Origin of the sequence: Micromonospora parathelypteridis, from assembly GCF_014201145.1 — a bacterium.
Taxonomy (GTDB): domain Bacteria; phylum Actinomycetota; class Actinomycetes; order Mycobacteriales; family Micromonosporaceae; genus Micromonospora; species Micromonospora parathelypteridis.
Map to the genome: position 1 here is coordinate 5,135,999 of NZ_JACHDP010000001.1, position 18,273 is coordinate 5,154,271.

The 18,273-nt window shown below is 70.3% G+C and carries 16 protein-coding genes and 1 pseudogene; 12 read left to right on the forward strand and 5 right to left on the reverse strand.

Annotated features, from left to right (window positions below; all coding sequences use genetic code 11):
* Positions 1-4: 4 nt before the first annotated feature.
* Both prfH and HNR20_RS23300 read right to left on the reverse strand, forming a co-directional pair.
* Entirely contained in the window at positions 5-640 is a 636-nt protein-coding gene (prfH, locus tag HNR20_RS23295; protein ID WP_184183539.1) for a peptide chain release factor H, read from the reverse strand.
* Positions 637-1,824, reverse strand: a complete 1,188-nt coding sequence (locus tag HNR20_RS23300; RefSeq protein ID WP_184183542.1) for an RNA ligase RtcB family protein — start codon at positions 1,822-1,824, stop codon at positions 637-639. Before HNR20_RS23300 ends, prfH begins: the two co-directional genes overlap by 4 nt.
* Positions 1,825-2,144: 320 nt before the next feature.
* Between HNR20_RS23300 and HNR20_RS23305 the strand changes: the two genes are divergently transcribed.
* The 3 genes from HNR20_RS23305 (at position 2,145) to HNR20_RS32760 (ending at position 3,647) form a co-directional block, all read left to right on the forward strand.
* Complete coding sequence (locus HNR20_RS23305; protein ID WP_184183545.1) at positions 2,145-2,357, forward strand: hypothetical protein; 213 nt, start codon at positions 2,145-2,147, stop codon at positions 2,355-2,357.
* A gap of 40 nt (positions 2,358-2,397) precedes the next feature.
* On the forward strand, positions 2,398-2,844 hold the full coding sequence (locus HNR20_RS23310) for a hypothetical protein (RefSeq protein ID WP_184183548.1): 447 nt from the start codon (positions 2,398-2,400) through the stop codon (positions 2,842-2,844).
* A gap of 281 nt (positions 2,845-3,125) precedes the next feature.
* Positions 3,126-3,647: a hypothetical protein gene (locus HNR20_RS32760; protein WP_229687390.1), complete on the forward strand. Its 522-nt coding sequence runs from the start codon at positions 3,126-3,128 to the stop codon at positions 3,645-3,647.
* 55 nt (positions 3,648-3,702) lie between these two features.
* Here the strand turns inward: HNR20_RS32760 and HNR20_RS32765 are convergent.
* Together HNR20_RS32765 and HNR20_RS23325 are read right to left on the reverse strand one after the other, a co-directional pair.
* Positions 3,703-4,362 (reverse strand): annotated as a pseudogene (locus HNR20_RS32765) (ice-binding family protein); the annotation flags it as partial.
* A gap of 311 nt (positions 4,363-4,673) precedes the next feature.
* Positions 4,674-5,309, reverse strand: coding sequence for a class I SAM-dependent methyltransferase (locus HNR20_RS23325; protein WP_229687365.1), 636 nt, complete (start codon positions 5,307-5,309; stop codon positions 4,674-4,676).
* A gap of 129 nt (positions 5,310-5,438) precedes the next feature.
* On the opposite strand from HNR20_RS23325, the gene HNR20_RS23330 reads away from it, so the two are divergent.
* On the forward strand, positions 5,439-6,194 hold the full coding sequence (locus tag HNR20_RS23330) for an SDR family oxidoreductase (RefSeq protein WP_184183554.1): 756 nt from the start codon (positions 5,439-5,441) through the stop codon (positions 6,192-6,194).
* Positions 6,195-6,203: 9 nt separating this feature from the next.
* Here HNR20_RS23330 and HNR20_RS23335 read toward each other — a convergent pair whose 3' ends face one another.
* Complete coding sequence (locus tag HNR20_RS23335; RefSeq protein ID WP_184183557.1) at positions 6,204-8,438, reverse strand: hypothetical protein; 2,235 nt, start codon at positions 8,436-8,438, stop codon at positions 6,204-6,206.
* A 288-nt stretch (positions 8,439-8,726) separates the two neighbouring features.
* Here HNR20_RS23335 and HNR20_RS23340 point away from each other — a divergent pair, with 288 nt between their 5' ends.
* The 8 genes from HNR20_RS23340 (at position 8,727) to HNR20_RS23375 (ending at position 18,108) form a co-directional block, all read left to right on the forward strand.
* Positions 8,727-9,902, forward strand: coding sequence for an FUSC family protein (locus HNR20_RS23340; protein WP_184183559.1), 1,176 nt, complete (start codon positions 8,727-8,729; stop codon positions 9,900-9,902).
* Positions 9,903-9,966: 64 nt separating this feature from the next.
* Positions 9,967-10,494, forward strand: a complete 528-nt coding sequence (locus HNR20_RS23345; RefSeq protein ID WP_184183562.1) for a hypothetical protein — start codon at positions 9,967-9,969, stop codon at positions 10,492-10,494.
* Positions 10,495-10,568: 74 nt separating this feature from the next.
* Positions 10,569-11,414, forward strand: a complete 846-nt coding sequence (locus HNR20_RS23350; RefSeq protein ID WP_184183565.1) for a DUF4097 family beta strand repeat-containing protein — start codon at positions 10,569-10,571, stop codon at positions 11,412-11,414.
* A 33-nt stretch (positions 11,415-11,447) separates the two neighbouring features.
* Complete coding sequence (locus HNR20_RS23355) at positions 11,448-12,425, forward strand: ATP-binding cassette domain-containing protein (RefSeq protein ID WP_184183568.1); 978 nt, start codon at positions 11,448-11,450, stop codon at positions 12,423-12,425.
* A complete protein-coding gene (locus tag HNR20_RS23360) occupies positions 12,422-13,210 on the forward strand; it encodes an ABC transporter permease (RefSeq protein WP_184183571.1) in 789 nt (262 codons plus the stop codon). Before HNR20_RS23355 ends, HNR20_RS23360 begins: the two co-directional genes overlap by 4 nt.
* Before the next feature lie 1,391 nt (positions 13,211-14,601).
* Positions 14,602-16,284 carry a ribulokinase gene (gene araB, locus HNR20_RS23365; protein WP_184183574.1) on the forward strand — a complete coding sequence of 561 codons (1,683 nt, stop codon included), beginning with the start codon at positions 14,602-14,604 and terminating at the stop codon, positions 16,282-16,284.
* A complete protein-coding gene (locus HNR20_RS23370; protein WP_184183577.1) occupies positions 16,281-16,973 on the forward strand; it encodes an L-ribulose-5-phosphate 4-epimerase in 693 nt (230 codons plus the stop codon). The genes araB and HNR20_RS23370 overlap by 4 nt, the downstream gene beginning before the upstream one ends.
* Before the next feature lie 133 nt (positions 16,974-17,106).
* Positions 17,107-18,108, forward strand: coding sequence for an ABC transporter substrate-binding protein (locus HNR20_RS23375; RefSeq protein ID WP_184188850.1), 1,002 nt, complete (start codon positions 17,107-17,109; stop codon positions 18,106-18,108).
* Positions 18,109-18,273 lie beyond the last annotated feature (165 nt).

Here is an 18,273-nt window from a genome sequence, read left to right on the forward strand (position 1 = left end):
CTCGCTACCCTCGGCGGCCCGGTCGCTGCGGCTCCGGACGTTCCACCCGCACGGGGTCGCCGCGTACGAGCTCGTCGTGGATGCGCCACCGAGCGGTGGTGACGGCACGCCGTGCCGCCTCGTCGCCGTGCTCGATGCGTTGCCGCAGCAGTTGCAGGGCGATGCGGCGGTTGAGGCTGAACTGCCGCTCCTCATCCACCACGACGACGATGCCCGACGGCCGGTGCGTCGCTCGTACCGCGGTGCTGGCCTTGTTGCGGTGCTGACCACCCGGACCACCGGTACGGCAGGCGACGATGTCGACGTCCGCCTCCACGAACGTCGTCGGCTGGGCGTCGCGGTGCGGCGGCTGGGCGGTGACGTACCAGTTCTTTCGGCCGGCGCTCGCCCGGTACGGGCTGGGAGCCTGCCAGCACAGCGTGCCGGTCCAGGAGGCGGCGAACGTCTCGGCGCCGGCACCGGAGATCTGGATGAGCACCGATCGGTAGGTGCCGTGCCGGTCACCGGGCACGGCCTGAACCTGCTGGATCGTCAGGCCTCGACCAGTGCCGTCCGCGGTCAGGCGGTGCAGCAACCGGGCAAGCGCCCAGGCGCACTCCTGCGGGCCACGCCCGGCGGACAGCAGCAGGAACGCGCTCACGACCGGCCTCGCGCGCCGCGGTGGCCTCGCGGGCCCGGGCGTGACGTGGACCCGAGATCGGGTGTCTTGTAGGTGACCAGGGGAATCGTGCTGACCACCGGCGTGGCCAGCCGGTGCTCGACAAGGTCGGCGATCACCTGCTCGATGCGCTTGTACGCCGTGGGCGCCTCCTCGAAGAGCAGTTGGCGCTCACCGCACACCACCAGCGAGCCCACCGGCGTCCGGCGTAGCTCCTCGACCGTGTGCTTGGCGCGGCCCCGCCGGAGGGCGTCGGCGCGCGACATCTTCCGGCCGGCGCCATGCGCCACCGAGTGGTTGGCCTCCGGCCCGGCGTGGGCGGCCACCAGGTAGGACGCCGTGCCGCGCGTACCGGCGACGAGAACGTCCCGGCCGTCACCCGACGCCGCGCCCTTGCGGTGCAGGTAGACCCCGTCGCGGACCTCGACCAGGTTGTGGCACTCATCGACGATCGGTTCGGACGGCTCGGCCCCCAACGCGTACGCGACCCGGGCGGCCAGCACCCGGCGGTTGAGCGAACCCCACCGCACGGCTTCGTCGTGCATCGCCAGGTAGGCGGCAGGATCGGGGGCGGCGCCGGCGCCGTGGACCTCGGTGTGCGCCCGAAGGATCCGCTCACCCAGACCACGCGAACCGCTGTGGACGATGAGAACGAGATCGCCGGCGTTCAGCCCGAGGCGAGCCGCGTGGCCCGCATCGAGGATCGTGTCGACGCGCGCCAACTCGACGAAGTGGTTTCCCCGTCCGACTGTCCCGAGACCCTCCAGGTGACCGGCCGGGACGTCACCCTCAACGACGACCCAGGCCGGATCGTCGGCGTCCCGCTCCGGGTCCAACGCGCGGTCGAGGTCGGGAAACCGGGAGGCGAGCCGCTCCGGCACGGCACGCTTGAGCTTGATGGGGAACACGGCGATGCCACAGCCGATGTCGGAGCCCACCAGAAACGGGTACAGCACGGTCGACGCCATGGCCGCGCCGATGGGCGCGCCCTTGCCGGGGTGCAGGTCCGGCATCGCGGCAACGTGGATCATGCCGTCGAGGGCGGCTACCTGCTGGCACTGCGTGAGCGCATCGGACTCGATCCAGCTCGCGGGTGAGGCGAAGACCGTGACGGTGGCCGGGGCGGACGAGGGCAGGGACTCCCGAGGGAGGTGGTGCTCAGACAAGGATGCTCACTTCTCGCTGCGAACGTGGGAACGGACGGCGTCACGGCCGCCGGGAGTCGTCACCGGTGGCGCGGAGCAGGGGAAGGTGTCCGTCAGTACGTCATGGACGTAACTCTCGCCGAGCACGCCGGACACGACAAGCGATTTTCCCTCACGTACTGAGCGACGGGCGCAGCCGCGTGCCGCAGAACGTTCGGCCAGGCATCATGGTCTCCATGAACGCCGATTGGGTCACCATCGCGGCCTACGAGAACACGCGGGGCTGTCCGCAGCCGCTGGCAGCCGTCCGCGTTTGACTGCGTGACCGAGGCATCGACTGGATGCCGTTCGAGTCGGGCGAGGTCCACTGGGGTCTGGCCTGCGGCGTCGGTCCTGACGGCCACTGGCACGGCTGGCTCGAGATCCGGATCGCCGCCGCCGCACTTCTCCGCCTCGGCCTGCATCCCGACCAGCCCACCGCGACGGTAACCGGGCCCGCCCCGCCCGGCTGGTGGCACGCAGCAGCAGAACGCAACGCTCGGCGAACTCAGTGATCAGTTCCGAAAGACGCCCCGTTACCAGATAGGACTGTCGATGAAATCTGCGGAGACGCCCGTACGCGACGAGATCACCGCCTTCCTGCACGACTACGCGCGGGCCGTCGCGGCCGGCGACAGCGCCGCCGTTGCCGCCAGCTACGCCGAGACCTACATCGAGGGTGACCCGGGCGGGGCGGCCGCCATCACCAACGACACCGACTACCGAACCGCACTCGACCAACGCCACACGGCGATGACCGAGCAGTTCGGTCTCACCGGAGCCCACGTCACCGTCCTGGACGTGCTCGACCTGGCGCCGGGGTACGTGCTCGTCCCCACCAGGTGGACGTTGGACTTCGCGCCGCCCCACGGCACCGCCGGCAGCGCCCAGTTCGCGCAGACCTACGTCGTGCGCGTCGGCGACGAAGGGCCACAAATTCTGCTCTACCTCTCGCATGAGCGGGAGGACGAGGCCATGCGCAAGCTGGGGCTCAGCGACTGACGTCCTCCCGCGGGGTCCGTGGCAGTTCGACCTGGCAAATGCCTCGTCGGCCCACTCCCAGCTGGGAGTGGGCCGACGACAGGGCAGGTCAGAGGTGCCGGGGCGGCCCGGCCGGCAGATCACCGGCCGGGCCGTCGATCAGGACTCCTGACGTCGACGCCGCGCGAGGAAGAACGCGAACGCACCCAGCACGACCATCACGCTTCCGATGCCCGTCATGGCCGGGACCACACCGCCACCGGTCACCGGCAGGATGGGGGCCTTGCCGCCCGGGCTGCCGGGTGCGCCAGGTGCTCCGGGGCTGCCGGGTGCACCGGGGGCTCCAGGGCTGCCGGGTGCTCCGGGTGCTCCGGGGCTGCCGGGTGCTCCGGGGCTGCCGGGTGCTCCGGGGCTGCCGGGTGCGCCGGGTGCTCCGGGTGCTCCGGGGCTGCCGGGTGCGCCAGGTGCTCCGGGTGCGCCAGGTGCTCCGGGTGCTCCGGGGGCTCCAGGGCTACCGGGTGCTCCGGGGCTACCGGGTGCTCCGGGGCTACCGGGTGCTCCGGGGCTGCCAGGTGCTCCGGGGCTGCCAGGTGCTCCGGGGCTGCCGGGTGCTCCGGGGCTGCCGGGTGCTCCGGGGCTGCCGGGTGCTCCGGGGCTGCCGGGCGCGCCGGGGCTGCCAGGTGCTCCAGGGCTGCCGGGTGCGCCGGGGCTGCCGGGCGGACCCGATGGGCCGGGCTGGCCGGTGGGCCCGGGTGGGCCGGTCGGTCCGGGCGGGCCAGTCGGTCCGGGTGGGCCCGTCGGTCCGGCGCAAACCGGTGCGGTGATGACGTTGTTGTCGAGGGTGACGGCGGCGGTTCGCGCCAGCGCGCGTCCCTGGAGGGTCGCGCTCGTGGCCATCGTGATCGACGCCTGGGCCATGACGGTGCCGACGAAGGTGGTGCCCGTGCCGATCGTCGCCGAGCTGCCGATCTTCCAGAAGACGTTGCAGGCCGAAGCGCCGTTGGTCAGGACGACGCTGCTGTTCGACGCGGTCGTCAGCGATGAATCGACCTGGAAGATGTAGACGGCGGCGGGGTCGCCCTGACCGTTGAGCGTCAACGCCCCGGTCAGTTGCGCTGCCCCGATCCGGTAGACGCCGGGGTTGAGCGTGTTGCCGCCGAGTTCCGCGGGAAGGTTGGTGAAGGGCGTCCGCCCGGCGGCGTCGTTGTAGGCAATGGTCAGGTCACTCTGCGCCTGGAGAGCGTCGGCGTCGCCGAGGTGGACCTCGCCACCGATGGTCGCCGTTCCGAAGCCCATAGCGGTGTTCCCCGGGAATCGTCCGAGGCTTTGAGCCAGGAAGCTCGGGCCGGTGTTGGTCGGCTCGGCTCCGGCGAGGACGGAGAAGTCGCCGGCCGTCCCCAGGCCTACCGGTGCATCCGCGGCACTGGCCGGGGTCGAGTCAAGCAGCAGAAAGCTGGCCGCGATGACGGCGGCTGCGGACGCCGCGAGTGCGGGCAGTAGCCCTCGTCGAAGACGTAGATGATCGGGTTTTGCTGTCACAGGAACACCCTCCGTGGGTACTACTTCGCAGGGGGCGCCTGGTGAGCCACGCCCCTGCGCGAAACGGTCTGAATGGGCAGACGAAGTGCGCTGACCACCACATCACGTCACGGGCGCGTATGCCCATAAAACGGAATAATGGGAACGCGTTACTGCTCAATATCCATTCACATTCATGTCCGCCCCATTACGCACAGTGATTGACTGGCGTCTGGTCCGCAGCGCCGGCATCGCGCGAAAAGGGGCCAACCATAGAGTGACCGTCGTATCTATCCGCAGCCCAGCGACCATCCTCGGTGCTGGTTCGCCGCTCAGGGCCTGATCGCCTGACCGTGGACACAGGGTGAGGACGGGCTGTTGCTGGTGGCCGGGAAACGGAACCGGTGCAGCTCCTCGATCGTGAATCCTGCGGCCTCGATGGCCGCGATGGTGTCGCGGTTGGTGTGGCAGCCGGCGAACAGCGTCGGCCACAGTGTCGCGTCGACCAGTCGTTGGGCCCGGTGCAGCCGGCTGTGCTTCTCGGCGGCGACGTGCTCGAAGAAGCGCAACTGGCCGCCCGGGCGCAACACTCGACTGACCTCGGCGAGCGCGCTCGCCTGATCCGGAACGGTGCACAACACCAACGCGACCACCGCGGCGTCGAACTCGCCGTCCCCTGCGGGCAGTGCCTCGGCCAGACCGTCGACGACCGTGACCGGCACCCGCGTGATCGAGGCCGCCCGCTGGGCAGCGGCACGCAGACGCCGTTCCGGCTCCACCGCGACGACCTCGGTCACCCCCAGCGGATAGTGGGAGAACATTCGGCCGTTGCCCGCGCCGATCTCGATCACCCGACCGGAAAGGCCGGCGGCCACGTCCCGTCGGAACTCGGCCGTGCCGGCGCGGTCCATGGCGACGCTGAGCCGCTCGTAGACCCGGGCGAACACCGGGTGGGATACCGCGGCCACGTCGACCTCCAGCGGTGGGGGTGATCTCCGTAGAACTGTTCTCCCGCGATTGTCCTGCATCGGCGCACTGTTTCCGTCTTACTGGTTGGCAGGCGATTCAACCCAGCGCAGACAGGACGTGGTTCGACCATGAAGATCGTCGTCATCGGTGGCAGCGGCCTCATCGGCTCCAAGCTCGTGCAGAGCCTCGGCGCCCAGGGTCACGAGGCGGTGCCGGCATCGCCGAAGACCGGCGTGAACACCCTGACCGGCGACGGAGTGGCGGAAGCGCTCGTCGGCGCCGACGTCGTCGTCGACGTGTCGAACTCGCCGTCGTTCGAGGACGCCGCCGTACTCAACTTCTTCGAGACCTCGACCCGGACTCTCCTCGCCGCCGCGACGGACGCCGGGGTGGGCCACTACGTGGCGCTTTCCGTCGTGGGCTCCGACCGGCTCCCGGACAGCGGCTACATGCGGGCGAAGGTCGCTCAGGAGAAGCTCATCGTCGCGTCCGGGATCCCGTACTCGCTGGTGCACGCCACGCAGTTCTTCGAGTTCGTCCAGGGGATCATCGACGCCGCCACGGACGGCGACACCGTGCACCTCGCGCCGGTGCTCATCCAGCCGATGGCGGCGGACGACGTCGCGGCCGAGGTGGCCGAGGTCGCCGTCAACGCGCCCACGAACGCCCTGGTCGAGGTCGGTGGCCCGGAGCGGTTCCGGCTCGACGAGCTGGGACGGACCATCCTCGCGGCACAGCAGGACGCTCGGTCGGTGGTGGCCGACCCCGACGCCCGGTATTTCGGCACCACGCTGGGCGAACACTCGCTCGTCCCCGGCGACGGCGCACGCATCGCCGGTACGCGCCTCGACGAATGGCGTACGCGGGCGACCCGCGGCAAGTGACCCAGCCCGTTACGTGGCTCGCCCCTGCCCGGGTGGATCCGCCCGCCCTCCGAGGCGCTGCGCCAACTCCCGCACCGCCTCGATGAACGACTCGTCCGTCTCGTCCGGCCAGTGCCCGTGGATGGGTGGGGGGACGCTGTCGCTGGCCGGCGTCACCACGCCCCCGGGATCGCGCTGTCGGCGATCCACGGCGGGCGCAGGGTCGCTGGTCGTGGCCGCCGGGGGTGGCCGGTGAGCGGAGAAGACCCAGCCACCGATGGGGTCGGTGTCGCGCCACAGGTTCACCCAGCGCCAGCCGACCCGGCGGCCGATGTCCTGTAGTGCCGCCTCGTCGATGTAGGCGGGAAAGAGCCGCGCGTAGAGGCGGCGCAGCGGTGACCCGTGGGTGAGCAGGGCGACCCGGCTGACGATCTCCGGGGGCAACTGGAGCACGGTCGCCGCGAGCAGGACCGAGCCGTGGCTGTGCCCGTTGAGCAGCACCGCGTGGCCGCTCTCGACGAGGTACGTGATTCGGCGGGTCAGCTCCGGTACGGCGCGTTCCGCGTAGCAAGGGGGTGCGAAGGGGTGGGCGGCCCGGGGCCAGAAGGTGCCGAGGTCCCAGAGGACGCCGACGTGCCGCCGGAACGGGAGGGTCCGGTAGGCGAAGATGCTGCCGAGGATCAGGCCGACGATGATCGCCGCGATCAGCCAACTGCCGAACGCGATGGCGAAGGTGACCGCGTCCGCCGGTAACCCGACGTTTCGCTCGATGACGTCGCTCGGGAACTGCCCCAACAGGCCGACGGTGGTGGTGGCCGTGGCGAGCCCGGCGAGGCAGCCGTAGAGCACGGCCAGCGGTACCAGTTTCTCGGTGAACCGAGCCCGGGCTATCGCATCTCGGACCTGCCGCAGTCGGGAGCTCGCCTCCGGCGGCGGGTCCGGGTAGTCGTGGGCGACGATTGCCGCCGCAGCGCGGCGCCTGCTGCGGCGGGAGATCACGATCAGCAGACCGGCGACGATCAGCGTGACCAGGACCCCGCGAAGGAAGCCGTAGATCGCCCAGGTGTACGCGCGGGGTGGGCCGGCGGCGATGCCCGTACCGGTCGGCACGTCGCGATCGAGGAAATCTGCCGCCCGATAGACCAGTTCGGCTGCGTACGCCACCGCCACGCTGATGCCGGTGGCGGCGATCGCGAGCGCTCCCAGCCCGAACAGAGGGGTGGCACCCCGCGGCCGGTCCCGGCGCCGGAGCAGCACCACGCCCAGGGCGGCCAGCAGGGTGGTCTGTGCGACGAACAGCCCGGCCAGGGTCGTGTCGTAACCGGGAAGTCCGCGTCGCCCGTCCCATGGCTGCGGACTCGCCAGCACGTACGCCACGACGACGACCGTCAGGACGATGGCGGCGGTCCGAAGCGCGGTGGTGACCCGGTCGAACCGCCGATCGGCGGCGGCCCGGTCGATCAGCGGGGGCGTGCAGAGGCAGCCCACGCAGGCCGCCAGGACCACCGCGGTGGCCACGGTCAGCGCGACGGTGGCGGCCGTGGCGCCGGTCGCGGCTCGGGCCAGGAGCAGGGTGAGGTTCAGCGTTGCGAACGCGGCGGCGACGTGGAGGGAGCGCAGCCGACCGACCAGCGGCTCGGCGTCCCACTGGCCGACCGCGCCGAGCCGGTGCCCGGAGACCTGCTCGGGTGCGCGAAACGCCTCGAACGTCCGCCCCGGTCGGTTGCTGACACGCCAGATCAGGCTGATCGCAATGACCGGGACCAGCGCGAGCACCGCCAGTCGCAGCCCAACCGATCGCCCGCTCAGCCAGGACAACCAGCTTCGCCCAGCGAGGCACCGCGGCGAGTCCAGACACTTCCAGCCGACCAGGTCCAGAGCGATGCCGGCGATGGCGAGCACGTAGAGCACGGTGAGGGTGAGCGCCAGCAACCGGCACAGGGACCTGACCAGCGCCTCGGAGCCAGGGTTCGCGGGGCGCATCCAGATCGCCACGTTGACCAACATGAACGGCAGCAGGAAAACCAGCCCCAGGGCGCGGGTCACGGTCCCGGAGGGCAGGTCACCCCAGCGGTACGCCTCCAGCGTCACCCCATGCGGGTTGGTGGTGTCCGGGTACCGAGGGCGCGTCCGGTAGAAGCCTCCGTTGCGGTCACCCGCCACCTGCGCGGTCTGCTGCAGGTTCAGCACCTCTTCGGGGTTCGCGCCGGAGACTCCGTGCACCCGCAGCTCCACGATGTCGCCGGAGATGTCCGGGCCGCTCAACCGCGCTGATCCATCCGACGTCCCCCCGAGGCGTCTCGGCAGCCCTCGTCACACGATCCACCCGAGGCCAGCCCCGCCGGCACCGTGCCGGGGCGCCGCCCCGACGGCGGCAGACCGCGGGTCTACCCGAACCGGACGGCTTCAATCGTGGCGGGCCTCGACGCGCCACCGCTCACTCGCCTCCCCGGCCGCGCGGTCGGCGTACCTCGGTCTGTGCCGCCGCCGGTCGCCGGGCGTGTCGATCCGCTGGCGGTGGATTGATCCGGTCAGGGCGGGGTAGGTGCCGCCATGGTCGCTGCCGGTCGGCGCGGAGCGGGCGGGGGCGCTCCGGCCGTCGTCCGACTCTGGGAACGCGCGGCTGGCACGCTGCGCGACCGGCTTCTCCGGGTACGCGCCATCGGCGGTCTCGCTGTGCAGGCTGGCCTGGCCGCGGCCCTGTCCTGGATTGTGGCGCACGAGCTGCTGAACATCTCGCAGCCGGTCTTCGCACCGATCTCCGCCGTCTCCACTCTCGCCGCGTCGGTCGGCCAACGGCTGCGCCGTACCGTCGAGCTGATCATCGGTGTCACCGTCGGGGTGCTGATCGGCGACCTGCTGCTCGTGGTGATCGGCACCGGGTGGTGGCAACTCGCCCTGATCGTCGTGTTGGCGATCGTGGTCGCGTTGTTCCTCGCGGGCAGTGCGGCGGTGGTGATCCAGGCCGGGGCGACGGCGGTCCTCATCTGCACGCTCAGCCCTTCCATTCGTGATCTGGAGTTCCCCCGGTTCGTGGACGCGCTCGTCGGGGGAGGGACGGCGCTGCTGGTCACCGCCGTGTTGCTGCCGCTGAACCCGCTGCGGGTGCTCAACCGGGCCGCACGGCCGGCGTTGGATCTCCTCATCACCCAGCTCGACGCCACCGCCGGCGCGCTGGCCGAACGTGACGCCGCCCGTGCCCGGACCGCCCGAACCAGGTTGCGGCAGAACAAGGACGAGCTGAAGGCGTTCGTCGAGGCGACCCAGGGCGCCCGGGAAGCCAGCACCCTGTCGCCGTTGCACTGGCGCGAACGGCACGGGCCAGTGGGTCGGTACGCGCGGGCAGCCGAGCCGATCGACCGGGCGATGCGTAACAGCGGAACCTTGATCCGTCGGTCGGTGACGTTGATCGAGGACGGCGAACCGGTTCCGGAATCACTGCCGCAAGCGGTGGCCGATCTCGCCGAGGCCGTCCGGTTGCTGAAGCGGCAATTCGCCGCCGGTGATGAGCCAAACCGGGCGCGGGAGCAGGCGCTGCGGGCGGTCCAGGCGGCCGGCAATGCCTATCGGGAGGGTGTCGGCTTCTCCGGTGCGGTGGTGGTGGCGCAGGTCCGGACGACAGTCAGCGACCTTCTGGTGGGCACGGGACTGACCCAGGAGGAGGCGAATCACCTGGTCCGGGGCATGTTCGGCGACCTGCGAGCACCCGCCGACCCGCAGCGGGACTAATCGGTGGCGCCGCCATGAGCCATGACTGTTGCGACCTGAGCCAAAGTGGTGCCATGATGGTGCCATGGAGCTGAGGTCATACGTCGAGAACCTGCGTAACGAGTTCGCCGTGGCCGCGGAGGGCGTCGATCCGGAGGCCCGGGTGCTGGCCGAGCGGCTCTTCGCACAGTTGGAGGCGGCCACCCGTCTCACCCTGCTCGAAGCCCTGTCCGACGCGGCAGACGAGATCACCCGTGAGCTTGCACCCGGTTCGGTGCACGTCCGACTGCGCGGGCGTGAGCCCGATTTCGTGGTGGCGCCGGCCAGCCCACCAACCGACGAGGCGGGCGAGGCCAGCGGCCCATCGACGCCATCGGCACCACTTCTCGCGCCGCCCGAGGGTGACGACGGTGGCACCTCGCGGATCAACCTCCGGCTTCCCGACCACCTCAAGGCCAGCGTCGAGGAGGCCGCGGGCCGTGCCGGGCTCTCGGTCAACGCCTGGCTGGTGCGAGCTGTCGCCGGCGCCATCGGGACGGGCGAAACGGAGCGTCGTCCGCCCCGCCGGGTGGAGCCGCGCTCCGGCCAGCACTTCACCGGCTGGGCCCGCTAACCCCCCGTACCCCTCTTTCCCCTCGCGCCGCTGACCAGCGGCGACATTCGCCGACCACCTTCCGGGAGACCACCATGCCTGTTTTCGACACACCAGAACCGATAACCGTCCAGATCGAATTGCCCGTCGGGGACGCCTGGATCGCCGCGAGTGACCGCACCGACACGGTGGTGACGGTGCGACCCCGCGATTCGTCGAGCAAAGCCGACGTGAGCGCCGCGGAACAGACCACCGTCGAGTACGCCGCCGGCAAACTGCTGATCAGGGCGCCGAAGAATTGGCGTCGCTACGGATTCTTCGGCAACGGCCCGTCGGTCGACGTGCTGATCGAGGTGCCGACCGGTTCACGGGTGCACGCCGAGGCGGCGTGGGCGGCGTTCCGCTGCGAGGGTCGGCTCGGCGAGTGCCGCCTCAAGACCGGAGGTGGGATCCGCCTCGAGGAGACCGGACCGCTGGACATCGACACCAGTCACGGCGAGGTCGCGGTCGACCGCGTTGCCGGTTCCGCTCGGATCAAGTCCTCATCCGGCAAGGTGCGCATCGGTGCGGTCGACGGCACCGCGGAGGTCAAGAACTCCTCCGGCGACTGCTGGATCGGCCAGAGCGGTGGAAACGTCCGGATCAACACCGCCTACGGCGACATCACCGTCGACGCGCCGGCGGCCTCGGTGAACGCCCGCACCGCGTACGGCAACGTCCGGCTGGGCGAGGTCGTACGCGGGTCGATCGAACTGCAGACCTCCTACGGCGCGATCGAGATCGGCATCCGGCGGGGCACCGCCGCCTGGCTCGACGTCAGCTCCAAGCACGGTCGAGTGCACAACGCGCTCGAAACGACCGACAGCCCGGCGCAGACCGACGAGACGGTCGAGGTCCGGGCGCACACCTCCTACGGCGACGTCACCATCCGCCGCGCCTGATCCGGCAGCACACCGACCACAAAGGAGGAAACCATGGCCAGCCCCATGAGGCCCGCGATCGTCGCCACCGAGCTGCGGAAGTCCTACGGCGACAAGGTCGTGCTCGACGGCATCGACCTGATGATCACCGAGGGAACGATCTTCGCGCTGCTCGGCCCCAACGGCGCCGGCAAGACCACGACCGTGCAGATCCTCTCCACCCTGATCAACGCCGATGGCGGCACCGCCCGCGTCTTCGGCCACGACCTGAGGCGAGAGCCCGACGCGGTACGCGAACTGATCGGCGTCACCGGCCAGTTCTCCGCCGTCGACAACCTGCTCACCGGCCGGGAGAACCTCAACCTGATGGCCGACCTGTGTCACCTGGACAAGGCCACCGGTCGGCGACGGATCACCAACCTGCTTGAGCAGTTCGACCTGACCGAGGCGGCGGGCAAGCCGGCGTCGACGTACTCCGGTGGTATGCGCCGCCGGCTCGACCTCGCGATGACCCTGGTCGGCGAACCCCGCGTCATCTTCCTCGACGAGCCCACCACCGGCCTCGACCCGCGCAGCCGCCGTGCCATGTGGCAGATCATCCGCGCTCTCGCCGCTGAGGGCGTCACCATCCTGCTCACCACCCAGTATCTGGAGGAGGCCGACCAGCTCGCCGACCGGGTCGCGTTCCTCGACCATGGTCGCCTGATCGCCGAAGGCACTCCGAACGAGCTCAAGCGCCTGATTCCGGGCGGGCACATCGTGCTGCAGTTCGCCCACCCGCAAGGGCTCGACTCGGCGGCCCGTACCTTCGCGGCCTCCACCCGCGACGACGCGGCGCTCACCCTCCAGGTGCCGAGCGACGGCGGAGTCGGGTCGCTGCGCTCCCTGCTCGACCAGCTCGACCACGCCTCGATCGAGGTGGCCGGCCTCTCCGTGCACACCCCCAACCTCGACGACGTCTTCCTCACCCTCACCGGCCAACCCGACACCCGGGCCGGCCGACCCGACCACGAAAGGGCCCCGGCGCGATGAGCACCCTCTCCCTCGCCGTCCGCGACTCGAGCACGATGCTGCGGCGCAACCTCCTGCACCTGCGGCGCTATCCGTCGATGACCTTCTTCCTCGTCGGGATTCCGGTCATCATCCTGCTGCTGTTCGTCTACGTCTTCGGTGGCACGCTCGGCGCCGGCCTCGGACCCTCCGGCGACCGCACCGACTACGCCAACTACGTCACCCCCGGCATCCTGCTCATCACGGTCGCCACCGCGGCGCAGGGCACCGCCATCTCCGTCGCGATGGACATGACCGAGGGCATCATCGCCAGGTTCCGAACCATGGCGATCTTCCGACCCTCGGTCCTCACGGGCCACGTGCTGGGCAGCCTGATCCAGACCCTGTTCAGCCTCGCGGTCGTCACCGGCGTGGCAGTGCTCGTCGGGTTCCGCCCCACGGCCAACCCGGTCGAGTGGCTCGCCGCGATCGGCGTCCTCGCCATGATCACCTTTGCGCTCATCTGGCTGTCGGTCGCCCTCGGCATGGTGAGCGACAGTGTCGAGACGGCGAGCAACCTGCCCATGCCGCTGGTGCTCCTGCCCTTCCTCGGCAGCGGGTTCGTCCCCACCGACTCCATGCCGACGCCGGTACGCTTGTTCGCCGACTACCAGCCCTTCACGCCCGTCATGGAAACCCTCCGCGGTCTGCTGCTCGGCAGCGGGATCGGCGCCAACGGGATCATCGCGGTCGCCTGGTGCGTCGTCATCACCGTGGTCTGCTTCCTCTGGGCCAAAGCCCTGTACAACCGCAATCGGTCCGCCTGATCCGCCCGGCGGGTCTGGCCCTGCGCAATCCGGCGCATGATCGACTGCATATCGCCGATATTGCGGTGTCCGGCGGACCGGATACCGCAATGTCGCCGATATGGAGTCGATCACGGCGGCCTGGTTACCCTCGGGCCGCAGGATGCGCGGACGCTGGGCGCATGACAGACGCAACGCGCGCCTGCACTCGGCACGCCCGCCCGCGCGGCACGTCCGCCCGCGCGAGCCGTTCTCGTGGGGCGCGTCTGCTCGTGGGGCGCGTCTGCTCGTGGGGCGCGTCTGCTCGTGGGGCGCGTCTGCTCGTGGGGCGCGTCTGCTCGTGCGGCGCGTCCGCTCGTGCGGCGCGTCCGCTCGCGCGGCACGTCCGCTCGCCGGGCGCGGCACGGCGCGGGACGCACGCGGCACGGCGTACGGTCCGGTGCGACGGGTTCCGGCGCATGATCGACTCCATGTCGCCGATATTGCGGTGTCCGGCCGCCTCGATACCGCAATGTCGCCGATATGGAGTCGATCACGACCATTTGATTCGCTGCGGCCGCGCGAGACACGCGGCAAGCGGCACGGGCGCACAATCCACTGCGGCACGACGCACAAGCACGACGCCGCACGCACCAAGCACCACGCACGACGCACCACGCATGACGGGCGGGGTCACTGGACGCGTGGGGCGTAGGACGCGCACGACGCACGACGCACGACGCACGACGCACGACGCATGACGGGTGGGGTCACTGGACGCGTGGGGCGTAGGACGCGCGCGGCGCACGACGAACAACCACGACGCGCGACGGGCGGGTCACTGGACGCCTGCGGCGTAGGACGCGCGGCGCACGACGCGTGGGCGTATGACGCGTGGGCGTATGACGCGCGGGGCGCGCGGGAGCGCGACTGACGCGGGCGGCGCGCGGTGCGGGCTTGTGTCGACTGGGTGGGACTGGAACGTCGAATGTTATCGATAACAAGGCCCGATGTGTTGGCTGCGGCAGGCGCGCGCTGGCTTCCGAAGCGCTCAGCTATGAGCCCGGTAGTGGCCGCGGGTCAATTCAGGGGCTTGATCATGAGGGCGTAGCCACCTCGTTGATGTTATCGCTGACATCATCGCCGGTTGCCGATCGGTCGTGACCGGACGAGCGTCCCGAAGTCGTCCGAGATGCAGTGTCTGGCGCCCGGCCTGCGGAGGGGTTCCCGGTCGGCCGTCGGGCCGGGCGCCGAGTCCTTCCGTCCCCGCGTTCTGCGGTTGGCACCGGAATCACGCCTTTTGTGCCGGTCCGTTATCGACGCGCCCGAGTCGGTCCGGCTTCCGCGTTCCGTTACGGAGCTGTTGCGCCTGGATGTCTTGACGAGGCTGGATGTGAGCGTTAACACTATCCCCGTTAACGGTGGAGGTGAACATGAACGGTGTGGACGGAGCTGACGACCGCTATGTCGTCGGTGTCGATTTCGGCACCCTGTCCGGGCGAGCTCTGGTGGTCCGAATCGGTGATGGTGCCGAGTTGGGGACCGCGGTGCACGAGTACGGCGACGGCGTCATCAGTTCGGCGCTTCCGGGAGGCCAGACGCTGCCCCCGGACTGGGCTCTGCAGAATCCGGAGGACTACCGCGACGTGCTGCGGTACGCCGTCCCGGCCGCGGTGTCGGCCGCGGGGGTGGATCCCGCCGCGGTCGTCGGCATCGGCATCGACTTCACCGCCTGCACGGTGCTGCCGACGGACGCCGACGGCACTCCGCTCTGCGAGGTCCCCGAGCTGCGCGACCGGCCGCACGCCTGGGTCAAGCTGTGGAAGCACCACGCCGCGCAGCCGCACGCCGACCGGATCAACGCGCTCGCCCACGAGCGGGCAGAGCCGTGGATCGGCCGGTACGGCGGCAAGATCTCCGCCGAGTGGCAGTTCGCCAAGGGACTTCAGGTGCTGGAGGAGGACCCCGAGGTCTACCACCGCGCCGAGCGCTTCATCGAGGCAGCCGACTGGATCGTCTGGCAGCTCAGCGGCACCGAGACCCGCAACGTGTGCACGGCCGGATACAAGGGCATCCTGCAGGACGGTCAGTACCCCAGTGCGGGTTTCCTGACCGCGCTCAACCCCGGCTTCGGCGACTTCGTGACGAAGCTGGACGGCCCGTTGCTGCCGCTCGGCGCCCAAGCTGGCACGCTCACCGCGCAAGCCGCCGCGTGGACCGGCCTCCCGGAGGGGATCGCGGTTGCCGCCGGCAACGTCGACGCACACGTCACCGCGGCGGCCGCGCAGGCCGTGGAGCCCGGCCGGCTCGTCGCGATCATGGGTACCTCGACCTGCCACGTCGTCAACGGCGCGGAGCTCGCCGAGGTGGCCGGCATGTGCGGTGTCGTGGACGGCGGCATCAGCCCCGGCGCATGGGGTTACGAGGCTGGGCAGAGCGGCGTCGGCGACATCTTCGGCTGGTTCGTCAACCACGCCGCCCCGGCTGGCGTCTCCTCGCACGAACACCTCACCGAGTTGGCCGCGAGCCAACCGGTCGGGGCGCACGGCCTGATCGCGTTGGACTGGTGGAACGGCAACCGCTCGCTGCTGGTCAACCACGATCTCAGCGGGATGATCGTCGGGATGACCCTGGCCACCCGGCCGCAGGACATCTACCGGGCGCTTTTGGAGTCGACTGCCTTCGGCACGCGGATGATCATCGAGGCGTTCGTCGAAGCCGGAGTCGCCGTGAACGACCTGGTGATCGCCGGTGGCCTCACCAACAACAAACTGCTGATGCAGATCTACGCCGACGTGACCCGGCGGCCGCTGAACATCATCGCTTCCGCACAGGGACCGGCGCTGGGGTCGGCGATCCATGCCGCCGTCGCCGCCGGTGAGTTCCCCTCGATCCATGAAGCCTCGCAGGCGATGGGTCGGGTGCACGAGGCCGTCTACCGACCGGATCCCGAGCGGGCGCGCGCGTACGACGCCCTGTACGCCGAGTACCGGACGCTGCACGACCACTTCGGTCGCGGCGGCAACGACGTCATGCTCCGCCTGCGGGCGATCCGGAACGCGGCCGTCGAGACCGACGCGGTCACGCCCGAGCCCGCGCTGGAGGTGGTCGCATGAGCACCGAGGTGACCCGACAGATCGGCGAGCTGCGTGCAACGGTCGCCCGCCTGCACACCGAACTCACCCGGTACGGCCTGGTCGCGTGGACGGCCGGCAACGTCTCGGCGCGGGTTCCCGGCCAGAACCTCATGGTGATCAAGCCGAGCGGCGTTGGCTACGACGATCTCTCGGCCGACACGATGGTGGTGTGTGACCTCGACGGCGTCCTCGTCGAGGGGGATCTCGCACCGTCCAGCGACACCGCCGCCCACGCCTACGTCTACCGGGCCATGCCCGAGGTCGGTGGGGTCGTGCACACGCACAGCTCGTACGCCACCGCCTGGGCCGCGCGTGGGGAGGCGATTCCCTGCCACCTCACCGCCCAGGCCGACGAGTTCGGCGGGGAGATTCCGGTGGGTCCGTTCGCCCTGATCGGCGGCGACGACATCGGCAAGGGCATCGTCGGCACGCTCGCCGGGCACCGCTCACCCGCGGTGCTGATGCGTAACCACGGCGTCTTCACCATCGGCCGTGACGCCCGCGCGGCGGTCAAGGCCGCGGTCATGTGTGAGGACGTCGCGCGTACGGCGCACCTGGCCCGCGCACTCGGGCAACCGGTGCCGATCGCGCAGGCCGACATCGACGCGCTCTACCACCGCTACCAGAACGTCTACGGCCAACAACCAGTCCCGCCGACGGGTTCCTGACCCTCCACCGGCAATGCCCGACCCCGTCGGTCTGCACCACCGAAGTAGCAGCACGCACCACCCGCGTACGCCGCTCCTTGCACATCGGCGGTTGGCGCGGTTACCCACCACACCGAGCCAAGGAGATTCGATGATGGGAAAGATGCGAGTGCACTCCGCTCCGTGGCGCGCTGCCACGGTCCTCGCCAGCGTGCTGCTCGTCGGCAGCATGGCAGCCTGCGGCAACAGCGACACCGGTGGCGGCTCCAAGGACGACGGCAAGCTCACGATGGGTTTCTCGCAGGTCGGCGCGGAGAGCGGCTGGCGTACCGCGAACACCACCTCGATCAAGGACGCCGCCACCGCGGCGGGGATCGAGCTGAAGTTCGACGACGCTCAGCAGAAGCAGGAAAACCAGATCAAGGCGATCCGCAACTACATCCAGCAGAAGGTCGACGTGATCGCCTTCTCGCCGGTGGTGGAGTCCGGGTGGGACACCGTGCTCAAGGAGGCCAAGGACGCCGGCATCCCGGTCATCCTGACCGACCGCTCGGTCGACTCGGCCGACAAGACCCTGTACAAGACCTTCCTCGGCTCGGACTTCGTCAAGGAGGGCAAGCTCGCCGGTGAGTGGCTGGTCGAGCAGAAGAAGACCGCCTCGGGCCCGGTGAACATCGTCGAGCTGCAGGGCACCACCGGCGCGGCGCCGGCCAACGACCGCAAGAAGGGCTTCGCCGAGGCGATCGGCGCCAACCCGAACCTGAAGATCATCGCCTCTCAGACGGGCGACTTCACCCGGGCCGGCGGCAAGCAGGTCATGGAGCAGTTCCTCAAGGCCAACAAGCAGATCGACGTGCTGTTCGCGCACAACGACGACATGGGCCTTGGCGCGCTTGAGGCGATCACCGCCGCTGGCAAGGTACCGGGCAAGGACATCACCATCATCACGGTCGACGCTGTCAAGGACGGCATGCAGGCTCTCGCCGACGGGAAGTTCAACTTCATCGCGGAGTGCAGCCCGCTGCTCGGCCCACAGCTGATGGACCTGGCCAAGAAGGTCGACGCCGGCGAGGAGGTGCCTGCTCGGATCGAGACCGAGGAGACCACCTTCACGACCGAGCAGGCCAAGGAAGCACTGCCGAACCGCAAGTACTGATCGACGCTGGGGGTCGCCGCGTTCGCGTGGCGGCCCCGCTGCGTCGCGCCATCGCCCACAACGGACCGGGCCTGGCCCGCGACCAACCCGTACGACGCCCGCCGGAGCGGCCCCGCAGGGACGACCGGCCGGGGCGCCGGGAGCGTAGCGGCCCTTCCGTGCCGA

Coding starts and splice junctions, on each gene's coding strand:
- HNR20_RS23305 (WP_184183545.1), top strand. CDS start 2,145: ATGCCGTTCGAGTCGGGCGAGGTCCACTGGGGTCTGGCCTGCGGCGTC.
- HNR20_RS23310 (WP_184183548.1), top strand. CDS start 2,398: ATGAAATCTGCGGAGACGCCCGTACGCGACGAGATCACCGCCTTCCTG.
- HNR20_RS23330 (WP_184183554.1), top strand. CDS start 5,439: ATGAAGATCGTCGTCATCGGTGGCAGCGGCCTCATCGGCTCCAAGCTC.
- HNR20_RS23340 (WP_184183559.1), top strand. CDS start 8,727: ATGGTCGCTGCCGGTCGGCGCGGAGCGGGCGGGGGCGCTCCGGCCGTC.
- HNR20_RS23345 (WP_184183562.1), top strand. CDS start 9,967: ATGGAGCTGAGGTCATACGTCGAGAACCTGCGTAACGAGTTCGCCGTG.
- HNR20_RS23350 (WP_184183565.1), top strand. CDS start 10,569: ATGCCTGTTTTCGACACACCAGAACCGATAACCGTCCAGATCGAATTG.
- HNR20_RS23355 (WP_184183568.1), top strand. CDS start 11,448: ATGGCCAGCCCCATGAGGCCCGCGATCGTCGCCACCGAGCTGCGGAAG.
- HNR20_RS23360 (WP_184183571.1), top strand. CDS start 12,422: ATGAGCACCCTCTCCCTCGCCGTCCGCGACTCGAGCACGATGCTGCGG.
- araB (WP_184183574.1), top strand. CDS start 14,602: ATGAACGGTGTGGACGGAGCTGACGACCGCTATGTCGTCGGTGTCGAT.
- HNR20_RS23370 (WP_184183577.1), top strand. CDS start 16,281: ATGAGCACCGAGGTGACCCGACAGATCGGCGAGCTGCGTGCAACGGTC.
- HNR20_RS23375 (WP_184188850.1), top strand. CDS start 17,107: ATGGGAAAGATGCGAGTGCACTCCGCTCCGTGGCGCGCTGCCACGGTC.